This window comes from Sphingopyxis sp. JAI108 (genome assembly GCF_013410105.1).
In the GTDB taxonomy this organism is placed as follows: Bacteria; Pseudomonadota; Alphaproteobacteria; order Sphingomonadales; family Sphingomonadaceae; genus Sphingopyxis; species Sphingopyxis chilensis.
Window position 1 is genome coordinate 111423 of record NZ_JACCCJ010000001.1, and the last position, 20624, is coordinate 132046.

15 protein-coding genes and 1 tRNA gene are annotated in these 20624 nt (G+C 60.0%); 11 read left to right on the forward strand and 5 right to left on the reverse strand.

Annotated features, from left to right (window positions below; all coding sequences use genetic code 11):
* Positions 1–19 precede the first annotated feature (19 nt).
* Positions 20–1291 (forward strand): dipeptidase, encoded by a 1272-nt coding sequence (locus tag HDC29_RS00610; protein WP_179493540.1) that lies wholly within the window; start codon positions 20–22, stop codon positions 1289–1291.
* A gap of 12 nt (positions 1292–1303) precedes the next feature.
* Here HDC29_RS00610 and HDC29_RS00615 read toward each other — a convergent pair whose 3' ends face one another.
* The gene (locus HDC29_RS00615; protein WP_179493541.1) at positions 1304–1726 is read right to left on the reverse strand and encodes a DoxX family protein; all 423 of its coding nucleotides are present in this window, start codon (positions 1724–1726) and stop codon (positions 1304–1306) included.
* Entirely contained in the window at positions 1723–3015 is a 1293-nt protein-coding gene (locus HDC29_RS00620) for an FAD-dependent oxidoreductase (RefSeq protein ID WP_179493542.1), read from the reverse strand. The genes HDC29_RS00615 and HDC29_RS00620 overlap by 4 nt, the downstream gene beginning before the upstream one ends.
* 154 nt (positions 3016–3169) lie before the next feature.
* On the opposite strand from HDC29_RS00620, the gene HDC29_RS00625 reads away from it, so the two are divergent.
* A tRNA-Gln gene (locus HDC29_RS00625) sits at positions 3170–3243 on the forward strand.
* A gap of 486 nt (positions 3244–3729) precedes the next feature.
* Here the strand turns inward: HDC29_RS00625 and HDC29_RS00630 are convergent.
* Positions 3730–4911: an acyl-CoA dehydrogenase gene (locus HDC29_RS00630; RefSeq protein ID WP_179493543.1), complete on the reverse strand. Its 1182-nt coding sequence runs from the start codon at positions 4909–4911 to the stop codon at positions 3730–3732.
* A gap of 93 nt (positions 4912–5004) precedes the next feature.
* Between HDC29_RS00630 and HDC29_RS00635 the strand changes: the two genes are divergently transcribed.
* From HDC29_RS00635 to HDC29_RS00650, 4 genes are all read left to right on the forward strand, one after another.
* A complete protein-coding gene (locus HDC29_RS00635) occupies positions 5005–5991 on the forward strand; it encodes a LysR substrate-binding domain-containing protein (RefSeq protein ID WP_179493544.1) in 987 nt (328 codons plus the stop codon).
* Positions 5988–6569, forward strand: a complete 582-nt coding sequence (locus HDC29_RS00640) for a cupin domain-containing protein (RefSeq protein ID WP_179493545.1) — start codon at positions 5988–5990, stop codon at positions 6567–6569. Before HDC29_RS00635 ends, HDC29_RS00640 begins: the two co-directional genes overlap by 4 nt.
* A 93-nt stretch (positions 6570–6662) precedes the next feature.
* Entirely contained in the window at positions 6663–7967 is a 1305-nt protein-coding gene (gabT, locus tag HDC29_RS00645; protein ID WP_179493546.1) for a 4-aminobutyrate--2-oxoglutarate transaminase, read from the forward strand.
* A gap of 46 nt (positions 7968–8013) precedes the next feature.
* A complete protein-coding gene (locus HDC29_RS00650; RefSeq protein WP_179493547.1) occupies positions 8014–9453 on the forward strand; it encodes an aldehyde dehydrogenase family protein in 1440 nt (479 codons plus the stop codon).
* A gap of 235 nt (positions 9454–9688) precedes the next feature.
* Here HDC29_RS00650 and HDC29_RS00655 read toward each other — a convergent pair whose 3' ends face one another.
* Together HDC29_RS00655 and HDC29_RS00660 are read right to left on the reverse strand one after the other, a co-directional pair.
* Positions 9689–10990 (reverse strand): MFS transporter, encoded by a 1302-nt coding sequence (locus HDC29_RS00655; protein ID WP_179493548.1) that lies wholly within the window; start codon positions 10988–10990, stop codon positions 9689–9691.
* Positions 10991–11220: 230 nt separating this feature from the next.
* Positions 11221–12336, reverse strand: coding sequence for a class II histone deacetylase (locus HDC29_RS00660; protein WP_179493549.1), 1116 nt, complete (start codon positions 12334–12336; stop codon positions 11221–11223).
* 656 nt (positions 12337–12992) lie between these two features.
* Here HDC29_RS00660 and HDC29_RS00665 point away from each other — a divergent pair.
* The 5 genes from HDC29_RS00665 to HDC29_RS00685 all read left to right on the forward strand — a co-directional run bounded on the left by HDC29_RS00665 (position 12993) and on the right by HDC29_RS00685 (position 20594).
* The gene (locus tag HDC29_RS00665) at positions 12993–15296 is read left to right on the forward strand and encodes a TonB-dependent receptor (protein WP_179493550.1); all 2304 of its coding nucleotides are present in this window, start codon (positions 12993–12995) and stop codon (positions 15294–15296) included.
* Positions 15297–15415: 119 nt separating this feature from the next.
* The gene (locus HDC29_RS00670; RefSeq protein WP_179493551.1) at positions 15416–16441 is read left to right on the forward strand and encodes an alpha/beta hydrolase; all 1026 of its coding nucleotides are present in this window, start codon (positions 15416–15418) and stop codon (positions 16439–16441) included.
* 207 nt (positions 16442–16648) lie between these two features.
* Positions 16649–17779: a hypothetical protein gene (locus HDC29_RS00675; RefSeq protein ID WP_179493552.1), complete on the forward strand. Its 1131-nt coding sequence runs from the start codon at positions 16649–16651 to the stop codon at positions 17777–17779.
* A gap of 98 nt (positions 17780–17877) precedes the next feature.
* A complete protein-coding gene (locus HDC29_RS00680) occupies positions 17878–18786 on the forward strand; it encodes a LysR substrate-binding domain-containing protein (protein ID WP_179493553.1) in 909 nt (302 codons plus the stop codon).
* 164 nt (positions 18787–18950) lie between these two features.
* A complete protein-coding gene (locus tag HDC29_RS00685; protein WP_179493554.1) occupies positions 18951–20594 on the forward strand; it encodes an NAD(P)/FAD-dependent oxidoreductase in 1644 nt (547 codons plus the stop codon).
* Positions 20595–20624: the final 30 nt, after the last annotated feature.

Sequence of the window (20624 nt, forward strand, 5' to 3'; positions counted from 1 at the left end):
GGACTTAAGGTCGCGCACCATGAACATGTCGCACCTGCTCGCCGGCCTTGCCGCTTTCGCCCTGATCTCTACCCCCGCCCTGGCGCAAAAATCACCCGAAGCGACCGCCGAAGCCGCGCTGAAGAAGGCGCCGGTATTTGACGGGCATAATGACGTGCCCTGGGCGCTGCGCGGGCGCGTCGACAATATGATCAACGGCTTCGATTTCCAGGACACGACCGACACCGCCAGGCCCGACGCAACCCCGCCCGAGATCGCGATGCACACCGATCTGATGCGGCTGCGCAAGGGCCATGTCGGCGCCCAATTCTGGTCGGTCTATGTGCCGAGCAATCCGAACGAGGGGCAGGCGGTGCAGCAGACGCTCGAGCAGATCGACGTGATGAAGCGGCTCGTCGCGCGCTATCCGGACGACCTCGCGCTCGCATCGACCTCGGCCGAGCTCGAAAAGGCGATGAAGGCGGGCAAGGTCGCCGGGATGCTCGGCATGGAGGGCGGTCATTCGATCGGCTCGTCGCTCGCGGTGTTGCGCCAGATGTACGACCTCGGCGCGCGCTACATGACGCTGACGCATTCGAAGAATCTGAGCTGGGCCGACGCCGCGACCGATGCGCCTGCGCATGACGGACTCACCGATTTCGGACGACAGGTCGTTCGCGAAATGAACCGCATCGGCATGATCGTCGATTTGAGCCACGTCAGCGAGGCGACGATGAAGGACGCGCTCGAAACCTCGCAGGCGCCGGTGATGTTCAGCCATTCGGGGGTGCGCGCCATCAACCCGCATCCGCGCAACGTCCCCGACAGCGTGCTGCCCGCGGTGAAGGCGAATGGCGGGATCGTGATGATCGTGCTGTTACCGAGCTTCCTCGATGCCGACGTCCGCGCGCAAGGCCTCGCGCGTACCGCCGAGGCGGCGCGGCTGAAGTCGCTCTATCCGGGCGACCCGGCGGCGGAGGCGGCCGCGCTCAAGACGTGGGACGCCGCCAACCCCGCGCCGACGACCAGTGTCGCGAAGGTCGCCGATCATATCGATCATCTCAAAAAGACGATCGGCGTCGATCATATCGGGCTCGGCGGCGATTATGACGGGATGGATTCGGCGCCCGTCGGCATGGAAGATGTGTCGGGCTATCCGGCGCTGTTCACCGAACTGGCGAAGCGCGGCTATTCGCAGGCCGACCTCGAAAAGATCGCGAGTGGCAACATGCTGCGCGTGCTGAAGGCGGTCGAGGCCTATGCCAAAGCGCATGCCGGCGACCCGCCGGGTGAAACGCCCGTCGCCAAATAGCGCCTTCCGCTTTCAGGGCGAACGGCGTTGGGGTACTTCTGTCTTCCCGAACGGCCAGTCGACCGCCTCGCTTGCCCAGAGCGCCCACCAGATGATCAGCGGCTGCGCGGCGAGGCGTGGGCCGTGGTACCACCAGCCGAGTGTCTCGCCGCCGATCGCGATGTTGGCCAACGCGTGGTGGAAATTTGCGGGCCAGACACACAGGGCATAAAGCGCGAGGCCCAAGCCCGCGGCCTTGCGCGCCTGCGGAATCATCAGCCCGATCGCGCCGGCAATCTCGGCGATGCCGGTCGCCGCCACGACGATCTCGGGCGCGGGCACCCATGGCGGGGTGATCGCGATAAACGGGGCGGGGCGCACGACATGGAGATAGCCCGCATAGCCATAGGCGAGCGCGAGCAACCAGCGCAGCGCGGTGCGACCGCGCTCCTTCACCGCCCGATGGCGCCGAGCATTGCCTCGATGCTGGTGAATTTCTCGCGCGGGTGGCCGTCGAGTGCAGCGGCAACCTCGGCTTCCTCGATCCGGCGCCAGTCGCGGAAGGTGACGGGGGCGATGCCCCGGCTCGCGAGCAGCGCATCGAGCCCCGGGCGCCCCGCCTTGCCCGCGCCGCGCCCGATATCCGCAAGCACCATCTCGCCGATGCGCGCGCCGTCCGGCTTGTTCGTGCCGATCGTTCCCGACGGGCCGCGCCGCGCCCAGCCGACGGCGTAGAGGCCGGGCAGGATGCGGCCTTCGTCGCTCGCGAAGCGCCCGCGCCCATGCTCATAGGGGACGCCCGCGATCGGCGGCGTCTGATAGCCGATGCAACTGACCACGAGTCCGGCATCGACGGCGTAGGTCTCGCCCGTGCCGTGGCTACGCAGGTCGGCGTCGAGCGTTGTGCGTTCGACGATCACGCGTTGGACGCGGCCGTCCCCCTCGATCGCCACGGGCATCGCGAAGAAATCGAAATCGATCGTCACCGGCTTGGCGACGGGGTTGGCGGCGAATTGTCGGAGGTGCGTCACCGACTTGCGCATCCCGGGCTCGAGCAGCGCATCGTCGCCTTCGGGCGGCAGGTCGGCGGGATCGACGCGCGGGCTCGCGCGCTCGAGATGGCCGAGTTCGCCGAGCTCCTTCGGCGTCATCGCGATCTGGTGCGGGCCGCGGCGGCCGAGGATATGGATATGGCGTACCGCGCTTTCGGCGAGTGCGGCGCGGGCATGGGTGACGATATCGCTGCCGGCGAATTCGGCCGGCGTCTTCGCCAGGATGCGAGCAACGTCCAAGGCGACATTGCCATTGCCGATCACGGCAACGCCGGGCGCGCCGAGCGGCGGATCGAGGTCGGCGAAGTCGGGATGGCCGTTGTACCAGCCGACGAAGGCGGCGCTGCCGATCACGCCGTCGAGGTCGGCGCCGGGGATGTCGAGCGGGCGGTCGTTCGGCGCGCCGGTCGCGAGCACGACCGCGTCGTAGAGGCCGACAAGCTCGTCGATCGTTACGTCGCTGCCGACCGAGACGTGGCCGACGAAGCGGACATTGTCGGTGAGCGCGACGCCTTCGTAGCGGCGCGACACCGCCTTGATCGACTGGTGATCGGGCGCGACGCCGGTGCGGATCAGGCCGTAGGGCACGGGCAGCCTGTCGATGACATCGACCGCGACATCGTCGGCCTTCTGCAATGTTTCGGCGGTGTAATAGCCCGCGGGGCCCGATCCGACGATCGCGACATGACGCATCAACCCACTCCTTCGGGCATCCGCGCGGGCGCGCGGCCCCTCTTTTGTTATGGGATGATGCTAGCGGCGAAATGCGTCAGGGCAAGCGGGCTTGTACGGGCCGCCGCTCCGGCCTTGACAGGCGGCCCTCGCAATCATATTGCGCGCCCCTCTTTGCCCCGTCGTCTAATGGTAAGACTACGGATTCTGATTCCGTCTATTGAGGTTCGAATCCTCACGGGGCATCCACAGCTTCGCTCTAAGCGCATGAAATTATTGGGAAAAGTGCGCGCCCAGCTCGCGCCCTCCCTCATTTCCTCCCTCATTCGGCATTTCCAGCAAGCGAGCGCGATGGCGTTGCCTCGCCCTCTCCAGCGTAGATTGCCGGGCACGAATCGGATTTTAGCGAATTGCTATATAGCGGTCGTCAACTGCGCCCACGTGATGGCGACCCCTGCGTCGGGGCCTGAGAGAGCGGCAGCGGAGCCTTGGCGGTAAGAGTCCGATAATGGATCTCTCTTGAATTTCGCCCAATGATCGCGCGGTTCGGGAGATCATGAAAAAGAGCCTGTAGCGCGTGCCTTGAGCGCAGCATGGGAGGCCAGATCGCCGAAGTCCGGAAGGCCTTCGCTCAGTCCGCAATCTTGGAGTCCCATCCGCCGCCTGCCGCGCGAGCTGCACGGTCCGATAGTCAACCGCTGTCGAGCTTGATTGCCGCACAGCCAGCGCAGGCGATCAGAAGGCTGAAATACCCGTGATAGCTCGGCCAAGTATCAATGCGTGGACGTCGTGCGCGCCCTCATAGGTGTTGACCGTTTCAAGATTCATCGCGTGGCGCATCACGTGATACTCACCCGAAATTCCATTCGCGCCATGCATATCTCTCGCGGCCCTTGCGATATCAAGCGCCTTGCCGACATTGTTGCGCTTAATAAGTGAGACCATATCGGGCGTAAATCGCCCTTCGTCCATCAGCCGCCCGACGCGTAGCGACGCTTGGAGGCCCAAAGTAATATCGGTCAGCATCTCGGCTAGCTTCTTTTGATAAAGTTGCGTCGCAGCGAGTGGCCGGCCGAACTGGGCACGGTCGAGGCCGTAACGCCTTGCGGCGTGAAAGCAGAATTCGGCTGCTCCTAGCGCGCCCCAGCTAATGCCATAGCGCGCGCGATTGAGGCAGCCGAACGGTCCTTTCAGTCCTTCAACGTGCGGCAACAGCGCTTCCTCGCCGACTTCGACATCGTCGAGATTGATCATGCCCGTTATCGAGGTCCGCAACGATAACTTGCCCTCGATCTTCGGGGCAGAGAGACCTCTCAAGCCTTTCTCCAGAAGAAATCCGCGAATGGCGCCGCCATGCTCGTCGGACCTGGCCCAGATGATGAATATGTCAGCGATCGGGGAGTTGGAGATCCACGTCTTATTGCCGGTGAGCCGGTAACCCCCCTTGGTCTTGACCGCGCGAGTACGCATGCCGCCAGGGTCCGAGCCAGCATCGGGTTCGGTGAGACCGAAGCATCCGATCATTTCTCCAGTCGCGAGCCTCGGCAGAAAACTGTGCTTCTGCTTTTCCGATCCATAGGCGTGGATCGGAAACATGACGAGGCTCGACTGAACGGACATCATCGAACGATATCCTGAATCGACGCGTTCTATTTCACGCGCAATCAGGCCATATGCGACGTACGAGGCCTCGGATCCGCCAAATACCGCAGCCAAAGTTGGCCCAAGCAGTCCGATTTCCCCCATTTCCCGAAATATCTCCGGCGCCGTGAACTCGTTTGCGAAATCTTCGTTCGCTCGCGGGGCCAATTTGTCCTGCGCATACGCACGCGCGGTATCGCGGACCATCCGCTCACTGTCGGTCAATTGCTCATCGAGCAAAAATGCGTCGTCCCATTCAAAATTTGTCGTCGCCATGATGTCACCTCCTGCGCGCCTCGCATTGCGCTGAAAGATTGCATCGAATAAAGAGCGCAAATCATGACATATGAGCTTATTTTGCGATCATAAATGTCGATCGACACACGGCACCTCCGCGCATTCATTGCTGTTGCCGAAGCGCTTCATTTCGGACGGGCGGCGCAATCGCTCGACCTCGCGCAATCCGCGCTGAGCGCTCACATTAAGCGATTGGAAGATGTCGTGGGCGGCCCACTGTTTCACCGCGGGCGTCGGTCGGCTGTGATGCTGACGCGTGCCGGCCATACCTTCTATCCGGAAGCGCTGGCGACGATGGCGCATTTTGAAAGAAGCGAACGTATTGGACGATTGGCAAATCGTGGAGAAGCAGGCGAGTTTCGGATTGGGTATGTTTTTTCGGCCGCCATGACCGGACTTCTATCGTCCGCCATTTCGATCATTCGTGAAAGGTTTCCCGAAATTGCGGTCAAAATCTCTCCTATGGAGACACCCGAACAGATTGCCGCATTAAAGGCCCTGCGCATCGATGTCGGCTTAGTCCGCCCCCGGGCACATTATCCTGCAGATGTGGAAGGCCAGCTCGTGCATCGCGAGCCACTTCTGATCGCATTGGCCGAGAGCCATCCACTAGCTCGTTTGCCGGAGCTTGCCGTCGCGGATTTGGTGGATGAATGCTTTCTAATTCCCCAAACGGCCGAGACCGGCGCGTTTGCGGCGGCCGTCAACGAATTACTGGGCCGAGAGAAGCGGCGCCCGCATTCCATTCAGGACACCAGCGACTTCGTTTCGGCAGCAAGCCTCGCGGCGAGCGGCGAGGGTGTCATCCTTGCTCCTCGCTCGCTGTCGCATCTCAGGATGCCGGGACTAACTTTCCGCCCCGTCGCGACGCTGCCGATCACCGTTGATTTGGCCCTCGTTTGGCGAGAGACGACGTCGCCGGTCGTTGCCACTCTTCGGCACGCGTTTCAGGAGGTATCTTTGGGTCAGCCAGGCAGCGTTCAGGTTGCAACACGATCCGATCGACGCCAAGGCCGAAAAATAGCGGGCTCAACCGCCAGATCGGGAATGACGAAATGACTACGCCGTTCAACGCCGACTTTGATGTCGGTGCTCGTTTGCGAGAAATCCGCACCGAGGCGGGCCTCAGTCAGCGGGCGCTGGCGGACCGCGCTCAGGTGCCGCATGGTCAGATATCCCTCGTGGAAACCAACCGGAGCAGCCCGTCGGTCGCAACGCTGAGGAAGATCCTGGGTGGCGTTCCCATGACAATGTCGGAATTTTTCGATCCGGATCGCCCGGAAAACGACAATGTGTTCCATCGTCACGCCTCGTTTCTCGAACTGACGGCAAAAATGTCGAAAGATTCGGCACCAATCTCCATAAGGCAGGTCGGGGATTCCCGGCGCCATAACCTCCAGATCCTCCATGAACGCTATCCACCAGGCGCGGACACCGGCGTGTCGATGCTGGAGCATGCGGGTCACGAGGGCGGCATCGTGATTTCGGGGACCCTCGAAGTGACGATTGGCTCGCAGCGCAGCCTTCTCGGCCCCGGCGACGCTTATCTGTTCGATAGCCGGACCCCGCATCGCTTTCGAAATCAGTCCGATCAGGAGGTGGTCCTGTTCTCTGCCTGCACGCCCCCCTATCTTTGACTCCCATTATCGGCACACACCAAAGCATATTTAAAGCGGTTGCTTAAAATTTTAATAAAGACTAGCATCCTGTCGTTGCGACGGGAGGATGTTATGGGCACAAACACGAACAGCTTGCGCGAACGCCATCTCAAGGCGGTCAGCGCGGGTATCGGCACGAAAGGCATTTACGCAGCCCGCGCCGAGAATGCTGAGATGTGGGACGTCGACGGTAAACATTATATCGATTTTGCAGCGGGCATCGCTGTCAACAATACTGGGCATCGCCATCCCAAGATCATGAAAGCCGTCGCCGAGCAGGCCAGTCGGTTCACTCACACCTGCTTTCATGTGGCCCCCTTCGAAGGCTATATACGGCTCGCCGAGCGGCTTAACGCGCTTGCCCCAATTGCAGGGCCGGCCAAGACGATGCTGGTCACGACTGGAGCGGAGGCGGTCGAAAATGCCATAAAGATAGCGAGGATCGCCACCGGCCGTCCCGCTGTCATTGCTTTTGCCGGCGGATTTCACGGGCGCACGCTGATGGGCATGGCGCTGACCGGAAAAGTGGCGCCTTACAAGACAGGCTTTGGCCCCTTTCCGGCGGACGTATATCACGCGCCTTACCCAAACGACTTTCACGGCGTCTCGATCGACGACGCGCTTCGCAGTCTCGAGATGCTGCTTGCTGCCGATGTCGATCCCAGCCGGGTTGCAGCGATCATTATCGAACCCATCCAAGGAGAAGGCGGCTTCGTCCCAGCGCCAGCGGCATTTCTTGCAGCTATCCGCGATATCGCCGACCAGCATGGCATCCTTCTGATCGCAGACGAAGTGCAGACGGGGATCGGAAGAACCGGTGCCATGTTCGCACTGGAGGGGAGCGGAGTAAAAGCCGATCTCGTCACCCTCGCCAAGGGGCTTGCGGGCGGCTTCCCCCTTTCAGCGGTCGTTGGCCGAGCAGATCTCATGGACGCTGCTCATGTAGGCGGCCTGGGTGGCACCTATGCGGGCAATCCTCTCGCGGTCGCTGCCGCCAACGCGGTCATCGAAATTGTCCAAGAGGAGCAGCTTTGCGAACGCGCGCTGGCGATCGGCCGGACGATCACGGACCGGCTCACCAGCCTTGCGCATCGGCAAGGTATGGAATGTATCGGGGATATCCGGGGTCCCGGCGCAATGGTCGCGTTTGAACTTGTTACGGATCGCGACACACGCAATCCCGATCCGGCTCTTACGAATATGGTGATCAGGGAAGCGGAGATGCGCGGCCTGATCCTGCTCGGTTGCGGTACGCGCTTCAATGTTATCCGCCTTCTGCCGCCGCTGACGATCCCGGAGAGTATTCTCGCCGAAGGCCTCGACATTCTCGAAGCCTCCATAATTGCGGCGACAGGATGCGAGGCCGAAGCCGCGTAGCGGCACTTTTGCACGCGGATCGAGACGAAACCGATAGGAAACTACCATGGCCGAGACGCTTCGCCGGAATCTGATCGGCGGCGCATGGGTGGAGGGCGCTCCGACCCCGAATTTCAATCCATCTGATGATAAAGATATTGTCGGATATTTTGCGTCGGCCTCGGAAGCTCAGGTGAATGATGCCATCCTGGCGGCGCGTGCGGCCTTTCCGGGTTGGCGCAATTCCAGCCCCCAGACCCGCGCGGACCTCCTCGATCTGGTGGGCACCGCGCTCATCGCTCGAAAGGACGAGATTGGCGAACTTCTTGCCCGTGAAGAGGGCAAGATCCTGGCGGAGGCTGTTGCCGAGACCGTCCGTGCAGGCCAAATCTTCAAATTCTTCGCCCAGGAGGCGCTCCGAATTGCGGGAGACCTGATCGCATCCACCCGGCCGGGCGTCGACGTGGAAGTCACACGCGAACCCCTCGGCGTGGTGGGGTTGATCACACCTTGGAATTTTCCGATTGCCATTCCCGCTTGGAAGGTCGCGCCTGCGCTCGCTTTCGGCAATTGTGTGGTATTGAAGCCTGCTGAACTGACGCCGGCTTGCTCGCACGTCCTTGCAGGTCTCCTTGACGATGCGGGATGCCCGCCAGGTGTCTTCAATCTTGTAATGGGCCGGGGCTCGGTGATCGGAAAGCAATTGGTCGATCATCCCGAGATCGATGCAATATCGTTCACCGGGTCTGCGCCCGTCGGACAACAAATCGCCGCTTCAGCAGGCCCGGCCATGAAAAAGCTGCAGCTCGAGATGGGGGGCAAGAACCCCATTGTGATCCTCGATGATGCGGATCTGGAATTATCGGTGGCCGCATGCCTCAACAGCGCTTTTTTTTCGACCGGGCAGCGATGCACGGCGGCATCGCGGCTCGTCGTCCAATCCGGGATTCACGATGCATTCGTCGACCGGCTGACCACTGCCATGGCTGCATTGAAGGTCGGACATGCCCTCGACTCTTCCAGCGAAATCGGCCCGGTCGCGTCGGAAAAGCAGTTGATCGAAAACCTTGCCTATATCGACCTCGCGAAGGTCGAAGGCACACAGGTGATCGGCGGAGACCGGCTAGAGCGGGAGCGGAACGGCCTTTACCAGGCCCCGGCTTTGTTCGTCGGCGCATCGAACCGGATGCGTATCGCGCGCGAAGAAATTTTTGGGCCCGCGGCCGCGGTGATTAAGGCCGATGATTTTGATCATGCCCTGGCCATCGCCAACGATACCGAATTTGGCCTCTCAGCGGGCATTTGTACGACAAGCCTCAAGCATGCGCGTGCGTTCCGGCAGAATGCTATGTCCGGGATGGTGATGGTCAACCTGCCTACGGCCGGCGTCGATTATCACGTGCCGTTCGGAGGCCGAAAGAAATCATCATATGGCAGCCGCGAACAGGGCCGCTACGCGATCGACTTCTATACGGCAGTGAAGACCTCATATGTCTTCGCCGGCTGATCATTTTATCGGAGTCGAGCCGCACGCATGATCGCATCGCAGGGGGCGAAATCGGGATTTTGAGCCGGTCGAATTGAGCCGATATCAAGCATCGCATTGCCGCCCGTGCAAACGCTTATTGGACATGTCGTTGCCGGCGTCGGATGCAGATTTTCGACAATATGAGTGAAGGGCAGCCAAGCGACCATACCGCTGCCCAATCCGATCCAGCCCGGGGAGCGCCCGGCATTTCGTGTCAGAATTTATTGAACTGGAGCGCCTGCGGCGGCTTCCCGATTGCTCTGGCCGCAAATAGCTGGGCGCCGATCGCGACGACGATGACAGGTATCAGAGCCGCAAGGCCGACGCTCAGGGAATTGACATCGTATCGACTTGCGGCCCAGTCTGAAATCCAGCCAATGTACAGGGGGCCGGCTCCGAGACCGATCAGATTGATGATCAGCAGGATGATGGCGCCCGAAATCGTGCGTCGGTTCGGTGCGACACTGTTCTGAACGAGAGCCAAGGCAGGCGCGAGATAAAATAGGTTGGCCACAGACGGCACGACCAGAAACGCGAGAGCGATGGGCCAGGTCGGCGCCCACAGCACACCGACCCAAAACGGAATACTGATGAAGAGCGCAATAGCGGGCAACCAGGCCGCCCAACGCCGGTCCTTTGACATTAGCATGTCGGCCAGACGGCCGGAAACGAACGTTCCGATCATGCCGGTTATGCCGACCACTATGCTGTAGTAGAAGGCGATCTCGGTCAGAGTCATGCCTTTGACCCGCATGAGAAATGGCGGGTTCCAGGACATTGCCCCATAACCGATGAATGCCGAAAGACCGCCGGCGACGGCAATGCGGGCCAACATGGGATTGGCGAAAAAGTCCGCGACGGCTTCACCAAACGTGGGCAAAGCGTCCTGCGTGGGAGCGCTTATCTGCAGCTTATCGAGGCGCCCCCGGCGAGGTTCCTTCACGAAAATCGCGAGCAATACGGCCATGATGATGCCGGGGGCACCCAAGCAGAAAAAGGCCATGCGCCATCCATATTCGGCAGCAATAAATCCCCCTAGGGCTGCGCCGATCATCGCGCCAAAGGGCACAGCCATGGAATAGACTGCCAGCGCCGTGGCGCGTTCGGTCGGGGCAAAATAATCGGAAATCAAGCTGTAGGACGGAGGAGCGCCGCCGGCTTCGCCGAAGCCGACTCCCATTCGCGCCAGCGCCAACTGCCAAAAATTCGTCGCAAGTCCGCAAAGGGCGGTGAACAGGCTCCAGATGGCACATGCGAATGATATGATCCGGACGCGATTGGCGCGATCCGCGATCCAACCGACCGGCACTCCGAATAAAGTGTAAAATGCCGCGAACACAATTCCACTCAAAAGCCCGAGCTGTGTGTCGGTGAGGCCAAGGTCGCGGCGGATCGGTTCGGCAAGGATCGAGAGCAACTGGCGATCAAGAAAATTGAGTGCATATATCAGCGTCAGCATGGACAATGCCGCATAGCGATGGGTTGCTTTTTCGCGAGATATCATCGGTTCGATCAAAACATGTCCCTTTTCACTGGCGAGCCGACAGATGCCAAGTTGCTGCGCTCACGCTCGGATCGATCCTGGAAGTTGGCCTTGAAGCTTGACCCCGGCATTCCATTGACGGCCACGATCGGGCACAGGCCGGGCTTTTGTTGACCTGGTCGGTCTCCGCTCAATCCCGGTGCAGGTTAGGAGTCTTGCCGGTATCGCAAGTCTCTGCTCGCTCGCGTACGGGCCCCGATATTTCAGGGTCCGTCCAGGCCATGATGCTGGCGAACCGCATCGACCAGCGCTTGCTGGTGCGCAGCGAGTTGTTGCCCGCCATAGCTCAAGATGTGCTGCATGAAGGGATCCTCAATGCCGGTCTTGTGGTTTGCGAGCTCTTCGAGCACCGCGAGGCCGCAATAGGGCACATATGCGGCGGAATAGCCGCCCTCATGCGTGACAACGATGCGGCCGCCGCAATGGCGCTCCGCGAGCGCTAAAAGTCCCCGCATCATATAGGCATAGTCAGCCGACGCGAGCATCATGTGCCCCAGGGGATCCATTGCTGACGCATCAAATCCGCTTGCAATAAAAATCATCTCCGGCGCGAAGCGCTCGATCGCCGGCACCACTACCCTGTCGAATGCCTCACGATAAGCGCCCGAGCCTGAGCCGGGAGGCAGGGGGATGTTGATGTTAGCGCCTCGCCCGGCGCCCGATCCCATGTCCCCGAGATTGCCTCTTTTGGGCGGGAACAGATCGTCCTGATGGACCGAGATCGTAAGGATGTCCGGGTCCTCCAGAAAGGCCGTCTCCGCGGAATTTCCGTGATGCACATCCCAGTCGAAGATGGCGAACCGCCTGATCCCGTGAACTTGCTGAGCATGTTTAACCCCAAGCACGCCGTTCGCGAGCAGACAAAAGCCATAGGCCGCGTCAGAATTCGCATGATGGCCTGGGGGGCGGCATAAGACATAGGCATTGTCGACACGTCCCTCAACGACGGCATCGACCGCGTTCAGCACCCCGCCGACCGCCAGCCTTGCGATGGCATAGCTGGCTGCCCCTACCGGCGTTTTTGATGCTGCAAGACCACCCCCCGACAAGCACAGGCTTTCGAGCGCATCAAGATATTGCGGCGTATGGAAGCGCAGCAGTTCCTCACGAGACGCCTGTCGCGGCTTTATGCGTACAAGTTCGTCGGCCAGACTGGACACTTCGACGAGATTGCTGAACCGCCGCTTGGTTTCTTCGTTCTCGGCATGCTCGCCCGGCTGCACGGTCAAGCTCGGAGCAACGGTCAGATTGTAGCGCTGGGTATCGTGCCACAAATATTGTTCAGCAAACACCCATCCGGTACGCCGCGCCAATGTCACTTGCCGTTCCTAACACTCTTGGCACCTCTGACAGGCGCGGTGGGAATAACGACATGATAGCGAGGGCGTTCTGGCAATTAAGTTCAAATAACTTGCCGAAATCCAAGAGTGAAGTTCACCAGTACAACCTGATTCCGGTTCATGTGTGATGGCAAGCCTTCAGCCGAACCAGGAGCCACGGAATTTTAGCTGAACATGGCGCGCTTGTTTCTCCCGGTCTTGGCCGGGCAGCCAAAGCGATGCGATGCATCTGATCGCACGGCTACGCCGCAGATGTCTCCGATTAGTCCCGATTATCCGCGTTCGCTGGCAAGCCGCAACCGCCAAGCCGGGCGCAAGCTCGGGCGGGCATGGCGATATCTGAGAGGCGGCTGCCCCCGTCGTGATGACCCTCGCGTCACCACCTTCACTCTGATAGCGCCATGACCAATCACCCCAAGATTGCATCTGCTCTGAGCAAAGCTTTGCCCCATCCGATGCCCAGAATTGATGAAGTTTCCTCATGTGTAACAGCAAGTTCTTTTGACTTATCCCGTTTGAATTTTTCGTTATTAATATATGCGAGTCTCTCTCATTTGCCGGAGAGTAATTTTGGGGGCGAGCAAATGAAATATTTAGCAAATTGTTGTTCGATACTTGCAATCTCTTGGATGGGCGTGAGTTCTGCTTACGCCCAAGATAACTCCGGCCAAAGCGATACAAGTTTTGCTGATTCCGTTGGTGAAGCCGATGCGAATGATGTGCCCGACGCGTCAAGCTCGGGGAATGTGATTGTCGTCACGGCCAACAAGCGGCAATCGACCACAGTCCTTAAAGCGCCTAGCGCTATTCAGGCCATCTCCGGCGCGGATTTGCTCAACCAAGGCGCCGTGAGCTTTGAGGATGTCGCCGGGCAGGTGCCTGGTCTGGCGATCCAAAATCTCGGCCCCGGCGATCGCAAATATGTCATTCGAGGTGTCAGCTCTACGGGTGCCTCAACCACCGGCGTTTATTATGACGAGGCGGTGATAAGCGGCTCCAATGCGAATGACGGCGGCGGTTTTCAATCCGACATCCGGCTGTATGATCTGGAACGCATCGAGGTCCTTCGAGGGCCGCAAGGTACGCTTTACGGCGCCGGCTCCATGAGCGGAACCATCCGCTTCATCACCAACAAGCCCGATCTTGACGAGTTTAGCGGCTATGTGAAAGGCGAGATATCGACGACCCGTAAAGGCGGTGAGAATTACAATATAAACGGGGCGCTAAACCTGCCGATCATCGAGGACAAGATGGCCTTGCGCCTTGTTGGTTGGGGCGTCGATGACAGCGGCTTCGTCGACCAGGTCCGCGTCGGTGCCGGTTCGCTCGATCCGCTGGGGCGTGTCTCCAACGTCAACAATGACAATGTCCTTGGGGGCAGGGCTATCCTGCGCGTCAAGCCGGTCGACCAGCTGACGATCGACCTTTCTTACACGCGTCAGAAGCAAAAGGCACGCGGATCGTCGCGATACACGCCTGCCGGGATCACGGCCTACCCGGCTCCGGGGGCCCCGATTATCCAAGGTTGCGATCTGTGCAACACCGATGTCAACCTCGCTCCGCGCGAAGACAATCTTCAGATTTATAGCGCCACCGCCAATTACAGCACGTCGTTCGGTACATTCACGGCCACCACCAACCAGTTCAACCGTAAATTTCTGTACAGTATCGATACGACAGCAATCCTGGTTCAGTTTGGCCTTCCCTACCCGTCGGTGACCTATGAATATGTCGATCGGAAGGTAAACTCCAGCGAGCTGCGCTTCGCTTCCGATTTCGATTTCCCGGTCAATTTCGTGGTGGGCGGCTTCCGCCAGAGCGAAGCTTCGAAACTCGAGGTCAATGTGCTGGCTACGAATAACATCGGCACGCCAAGGGGCGGGTTCAGCACGCTGACTTCGCAAGATGCTCTGCAGTTCCCCGACACCGGGACCACGTTTCTTGGCCGCACCGATCGCCGCAAGAACCTGCAATATGCTGCGTTTGGCGAGATGGCATGGGATGTGGTGCCTGGTCTCGAACTGACGGCTGGCATCCGCTATTTCCACGAGACACTTAACGGCGTTCAGCAAATCACCCATCCGTTTTTCGGTTTTCCGGACGGCCAGACAAGCGAGCCACCGGTCGTCAACGAGGAACAAACCAACGACAAGTTTACCTACAAGTTCAATGCGGGCTACACGTTCAGCGATGACTTGCTGGTCTATGCGACGGCGTCTTCAGGCTTTCGTTCTGGCGGCTTGAATCCCCCGAGCCCCTTCGCGCCCATTCCACTATCATTCGGGCCGGACAATCTCTGGAACTACGAAGCTGGTATCAAAGGGAAATTGTTCGGTGGCGGTCTCGAGTATCAGGCCGACGTCTTCTACATCGACTGGAAAGATATCCAGGTTCAGCAAGCAACCTCACAAGCATTGCCTTACCTGGGCAATGCCGGCAACGCGCGGATCAAGGGCTTTGAATTCGAGTTTGTCGCGAGGCCGACCGATGCGCTGACCGTCAATTTCGCCGGCTCGATCCAGGATGCCTATCTGAAAGAAGGCGCCGCGCCCGATCAGTTGGCGATAAATCCCACTCTGGGTGTCTCCGGAGACAAGCTGCCTGACGTCCCGCCGTTCCAATTTGCAGTTGGGCTGAATTATACGGCCCCGCTGTCGGCGACCAGCGACTGGACCGCGACCTTTGCGGCTGACGTCAACTATCAGGGCAAGCGCAACGCTTATTTCCAAAACAGTCCGTTCAACATCGAGCTGGAGGCCTACACGCTGGTCGATCTGCGTGCTTCGATGACGAACGATTTGTGGACCGTGTCGGTTTTTGCGAGAAACCTTACCGATAAGCGGGCCCAACTCTCGGCGATCAACTCGGCCCAGGATCCATACGCGTTCATAACAGCTCGTCCGCGGACGTTTGGCCTCTCCGTCCTGCGGAATTTCTAAAGCGCGGCAGGAATGATGGTGCTGAAGCGGGACCCTCGCGGCGACCAGGATAAAGTCCCGGTCGCCTTGAGTTAATGCGCTGAGCGGGCGATGCTGGCAGGAATCTTCGGAGGGTGAATATGAAGCCGATTTGTATCCGTCTTTTGCGCAGTGCCCTGGTCGGCATGTTGCTATGCGTCTTTGGCCAGCCTGCGTCGGCGCAAGAATTCATGCAGCAATATTGTGTTCCCAGCGAAGCCGCCGATCCCCAAGCCTTGCATATCAATGGCGCCAAGCCGTTCATCTACAAGACGGTCGATGATGTCGCGTTGCGACTTCACGTGTTTAACTCTGCTGCGCGGCAGCCCGGTGAGAAGGCGCCGGCGGTCATATTCTATTTCGGGGGCGGCTGGATCATCGGCGACATCCGGCGCTTCCAGACCCAGGCCACTCATCTGGCGCTGCGCGGCATCGTGACAATTCTTGTCGATTATCGCGTCAAATGCCGGCATCGGTCTTCCATGATGGATTCCGTTGCCGACGCGAAGTCGGCGATGCGTTGGGTTCACGAGCATGCCGGCGATTTCGGCATCGATACCAACAGGATCGCAGCCGTCGGCAGCTCAGCCGGGGCGCATCTGGCATTGGCTACGGCACTTTACCCCGATGCGGTAACGGCGACGAAAAGGCAGGAAATGGATTTCCGGCCCGATGCCCTCATTCTTTACAATCCCGCCCTCGACACCTCCTCTCCCGAAGTGGTGCAAAACATAGCGCGATATGTTGGCGGGGAGGATGCCGAGCGAGGTCGCGCATTCTCGCCACTTGAGCATCTCGACAAAGGCCTGCCCCCCACCATAATCTTTCAGGGCACGGCAGACACGTCTACACCGCCAAAGAAGGCGGAAATCTTCTGCGAGGAGGCCAAGGAGAGAGGGGCGCCTTGCGAGGTTGTGCTGTATCCCGGCGCGCCGCACGGGTTCACCGAAATCTGGATGGGCCTCGAGGATCCTTCGGTCGGCGTAAAGGCAGAATATTGGGCAGCGGACACCAGCCGGCGCACCGATGCCTTTCTTGCCGCGCTGGGCTGGTTGCCGGGAGATGAAAATTCCGCCGACGGCACCGCCGCGTCGTGCGAATGCGCCGCGCCGCGGAGTGGTCATTAGCGGCCTGTCGGTGACAAGCTATTTTGAAGCGGTGACGGTTTCTCGGGCACGGAGCGCGGCTTCGCGATCGCTACGCCAGCCATTGCTCGTGCAGCCTCGCTAGGAAAGGCAATTGTCTTGAACGAACGTAAATTCATCGGCCAGGAAAAGGCGCGCGGGACCGGTCTTCGGGACTGCCCGTTCGCAGCCCTGATCCGTTAACGCGTCATGTCAAGCAAGCTGACTCGCGTCATCTTAACGCCATCGGCGGTGTTTCTCTCCGTGCTGTTCGGAGGCGCGTTTGGTTCGGGACGCGAAGTCGTACAATTTATGAGCCGACACGGCCCCGTGGGTGGGTTTCTGTCGATTGGTACGATCGCACTGGTGTACGCGGCATGCCTGTTTCTCAGCTTCGAAATCGCGCGAATATATCGAACGCACGAATATCGAGGTTTCTACAAGCTGCTGCTGGGCCGGGGCTGGTTTGTCTACGAAATCGTCATAACGCTCACTATGGTGGCGACCCTGGCGATTTGCGCGTCGTCGTCCGGCGCGGTGCTGCAATCGCACTTCGGCGTGCCGCTGCGCATTGGCGAAGCTGTGCTGCTGCTGCTCGTCGTCGCGATCAATTATGGCGGACGCGACCTTGTCGAGCGCTCGATGCGGTATAGCGTGCTGGCGCTTGCCCTGATCCTGATCGCTCTGCTGGTGATCGTGATCTCCTCGCACGGACAGGCTCTCGCCGGTGCATTCGAAGACGCGTCCTCGGTCCCCGGCGCGCTGCGCGACGGACTGAAATATGCGATCACGAACGCGGGCTTGATTCCATTGCTGCTGTTCTGCGGGACGCAGTTGGAAAGTCGCGGCGAGGCCCTGGTAGCGGCAGTCTTCGCCGGTTCTGCCGCGGTTGCTCCCGCCGTCTGCTTCCACCTGACCTTTCTTGTCGAATATCCGCGGGTGCTCGGCGAAGTTTTGCCGACCTACTTCATGATGGAACGGCTTACCTCTCCTTTGTTTCTCGATGCCTATGTATTGGTTCTCTTCGTGATGATCGCGCAGACCGGCGTGGGTTTGCTGCGCGGTGCGATCGAGCGCGTCGATCGCTGGAGCCAGGAGCGCGCAGGCGCCCCGATGGGCAGGCTTAGCCATGCCGGCCTTTCGGGTGTCGCGCTCCTCGCCAGCATGGCTCTTGCATCCATTGGTCTCGTGGACCTGATCGCACAGGCGTATAATTATCTGTCGATCATTTTCACCCTGATCTTCGTTCTGCCGTTGCTGATCGTCGGCATTCCCAAAATCATGCACGGCAATTCCTACTCAAAGACGCCGTCCGGGCCTGGAGAAAACGAGGCCGCATAGCGCGGTTTCAAGGCACTGAGCGGCACGGTCGGCCCAAGGGCCCAATACTGGCATGTCGCTGGACAAAGGCTGCGAGATGATGCGGCGGGAGGTGATCGATGAAGCTTCAGCAATTGCGTCAGTTCGTTGCGGTTGCGGAAACGCTCAGCTTCCACCGGGCGTCCGAGCGCCTGAACATCGCCCAGCCCCCGCTATCAATGGCGATCAAGCGGCTGGAGAATGAACTCGGCATGAAGTTGTTCGAGCGCACTTCGCAATCGGTGGCGTTGACGGAGGCGGGACGGGCTGCGCTCGAACCGGCGCGAAATGCGATTTTTCATGCGGACCAGGTTCGGCAGGTACTGGCCCAGGTGGAGTCGGGTCACATCGGCCGGCTGCGGATCGCTTTTGTCCCGTCCGCGATGCTGTCCTTCTTGCCGCGCACGATCACTCGCTTGCGTGTCGAAAATCCAACGATCCAGCTCGATCTGGTCGAAAACGACACGCAAGCCATTCTCAGCTTGTTGAGCGAGGGGCAGGCAGACGTAGGAATCGTGCGCCATCCGGCCCCGCAATATTCATCGATCACCCTCGTTCCCATTCAGCATGATGGTTATATTGCCGCTCTTCCCGAGGGACATCGGCTTTCAAAGTCACCGGGGATTGCGTTGGAGGATCTCGCGAGCGACAGCTTCGTGTTGCCCTCGGAGAGCCGCAATCCGACGATGTTCTTTAGCGTCAAGGCCACATGCGCCCAAGCGGGGTTCATTCCGAAAATCGTGCAACACGGCGAGCAAGCCCACACAATCCTTGCCTTTGTCGAAAGCGGGATCGGCGTGGCGCTCGTACCCGAGATGTGGAAAAGGATCGCGCCGCCCGGGGTCGTCCTGCGCCCGCTCACCCAGCAGACGCCAGCCAGCCGAACCGGCCTTTCGATCGCGCACCGCGCCGACGCGATGACATTCGCCAAGCGCCGGATGATCGAGGTGGCGATTGATGTGCAGAAGGCGTTTGACGCGTCCGCATAGGCGAACCCGGCAGTATCCGAATGATATCGAGACCGTAGCGAATGATATTAGACGGCGTGCGGAGCGGTTCCTAATTTGATCGCCAGGCTGGCGGCGGGCCTGCCCCTGACGGGCGGGAACGGAAATTTCGGTCAATATAATATGTTTGAGAGAGGGACCCACCGATGAGCTCCGCATCCGTCGTGAAAGACACTCAGGCCCATGACGCCGAGCAGGTCGATGTCCTGATTGTCGGAGCAGGCTTTGCCGGCCTTTACCAGCTCGATAGCCTGCGGCAGCGCGGCTTCAACGTTCGATTGATTGAAGCTGCGGCCGATGTTGGCGGGGTCTGGTTCTGGAACAGTTACCCGGGCGCGCGCCTCGATTCCGAAGGTGCGGTATATCAATTCTCGCGTGATGACCTGTGGAAAGACTGGGATTTCAGCGAGCGGTTTCCCGGCCGTGACGAAGTCTATGCCTACTTCAAATATGTCGACGAGAAGCTCGACCTGAGCCGAGACATTCGGTTCAACACGCGAGTCACCAAATGTGTGTTCGACAGCGGCGCGAACGCCTGGACGATCGACACCGATACCGGGTCGAGGTTTCGCGCGACCTTCATGGTCATGTGCACCGGTTTCGCCTCAAAGCCATATATCCCCGAACTAAAAGGTCTCGAAAGCTTCAGCGGCGAATGCCACCATACCGGCCTGTGGCCCAAGGAGGGGATCGACTTCGAAGGCAAACGCGTGGCCGTGATCGGCACCGGGGCAAGCGGGGTCCAGCTGATTCAGGAGGTGGGGCCCCTCGTCGAGGAACTGACCGTTTTCCAGCGGACCCCCAATACGGCCTTTCCGATGGGACAACGCCAGTTCGATGCGGCGGCCAAGCTCGAAGTGAAGAAGCAACAGGCTGCGGGACGGTTCAAGGCCGTGGCGGACTCTCACGGAGGGGTCGACGTTGTGCCGCTCGGCGATTCAGCGCTCGCCGTTTCCGAGAGCGAGCGCAATGCCGTGTTCGAAGAGCGCTGGAATCAAGGCGGTTTCGGCTTCTGGCTCGGTACCTTCGCCGATGTTCTCCAGGACATCGACGCGAATGTAACGGCCTATGAATTCTGGCGAGACAAGGTTCGTGCGCGGGTCAAGGATCCCGTCATGCAGGACAAGCTGGCACCCATGAAGCCGCTGCATCCGATCGGCACCAAGAGACCCAGTCTGGAGCAACGCTATTATGAAGTTTACAATCAGCCCAACGTGACGCTCGTCGACGTCCGAACCGATCCGATCGTCGAGATCACGCCGACGGGATTGCGGACGGGCCAAGCGGCGTTCGAGTTTGATATTCTGGTGCTGGCCACGGGCTATGACGGGGTGACCGGCGGGCTGACCAGCATAGATATTCGCGGTACGGAGGGTGCGCCGCTGAAGGATAAATGGCAGTCTGGGGCCAAGGCTTATCTTGGCCTTGGCATCCACGGTTTTCCGAACATGTTCGTGATTTACGGTCCGCAAAGCCCCTCGTCGTTTTGCAACGGTCCGACCTGCGCCGAGATACAGGGCGCGTGGGTCGTCGATTGCCTCGAACATATGCGGGAGCATGGCTATAGCCGGATCGAGGCGACCGAGGAAGCGCAGGAGAATTGGGTCCAGCACGCAACCGAAGTAGCTATGGCGACCTTGTTCGTTCACGCAGACTCGTGGTGGATGGGGGCCAACATCCCTGGCAAGGCCCGCCAGCTCATCAGTTACGCAGGTGGCCAGCCGGCCTATTTCGAGAAGTGCAGAGAGGTCGCTGTCAAGGGTTATGAAGGCTTTACGCTGAGCCGATAGCGCGCGGCGCCGCCGCCCGGTTTTCAAAAC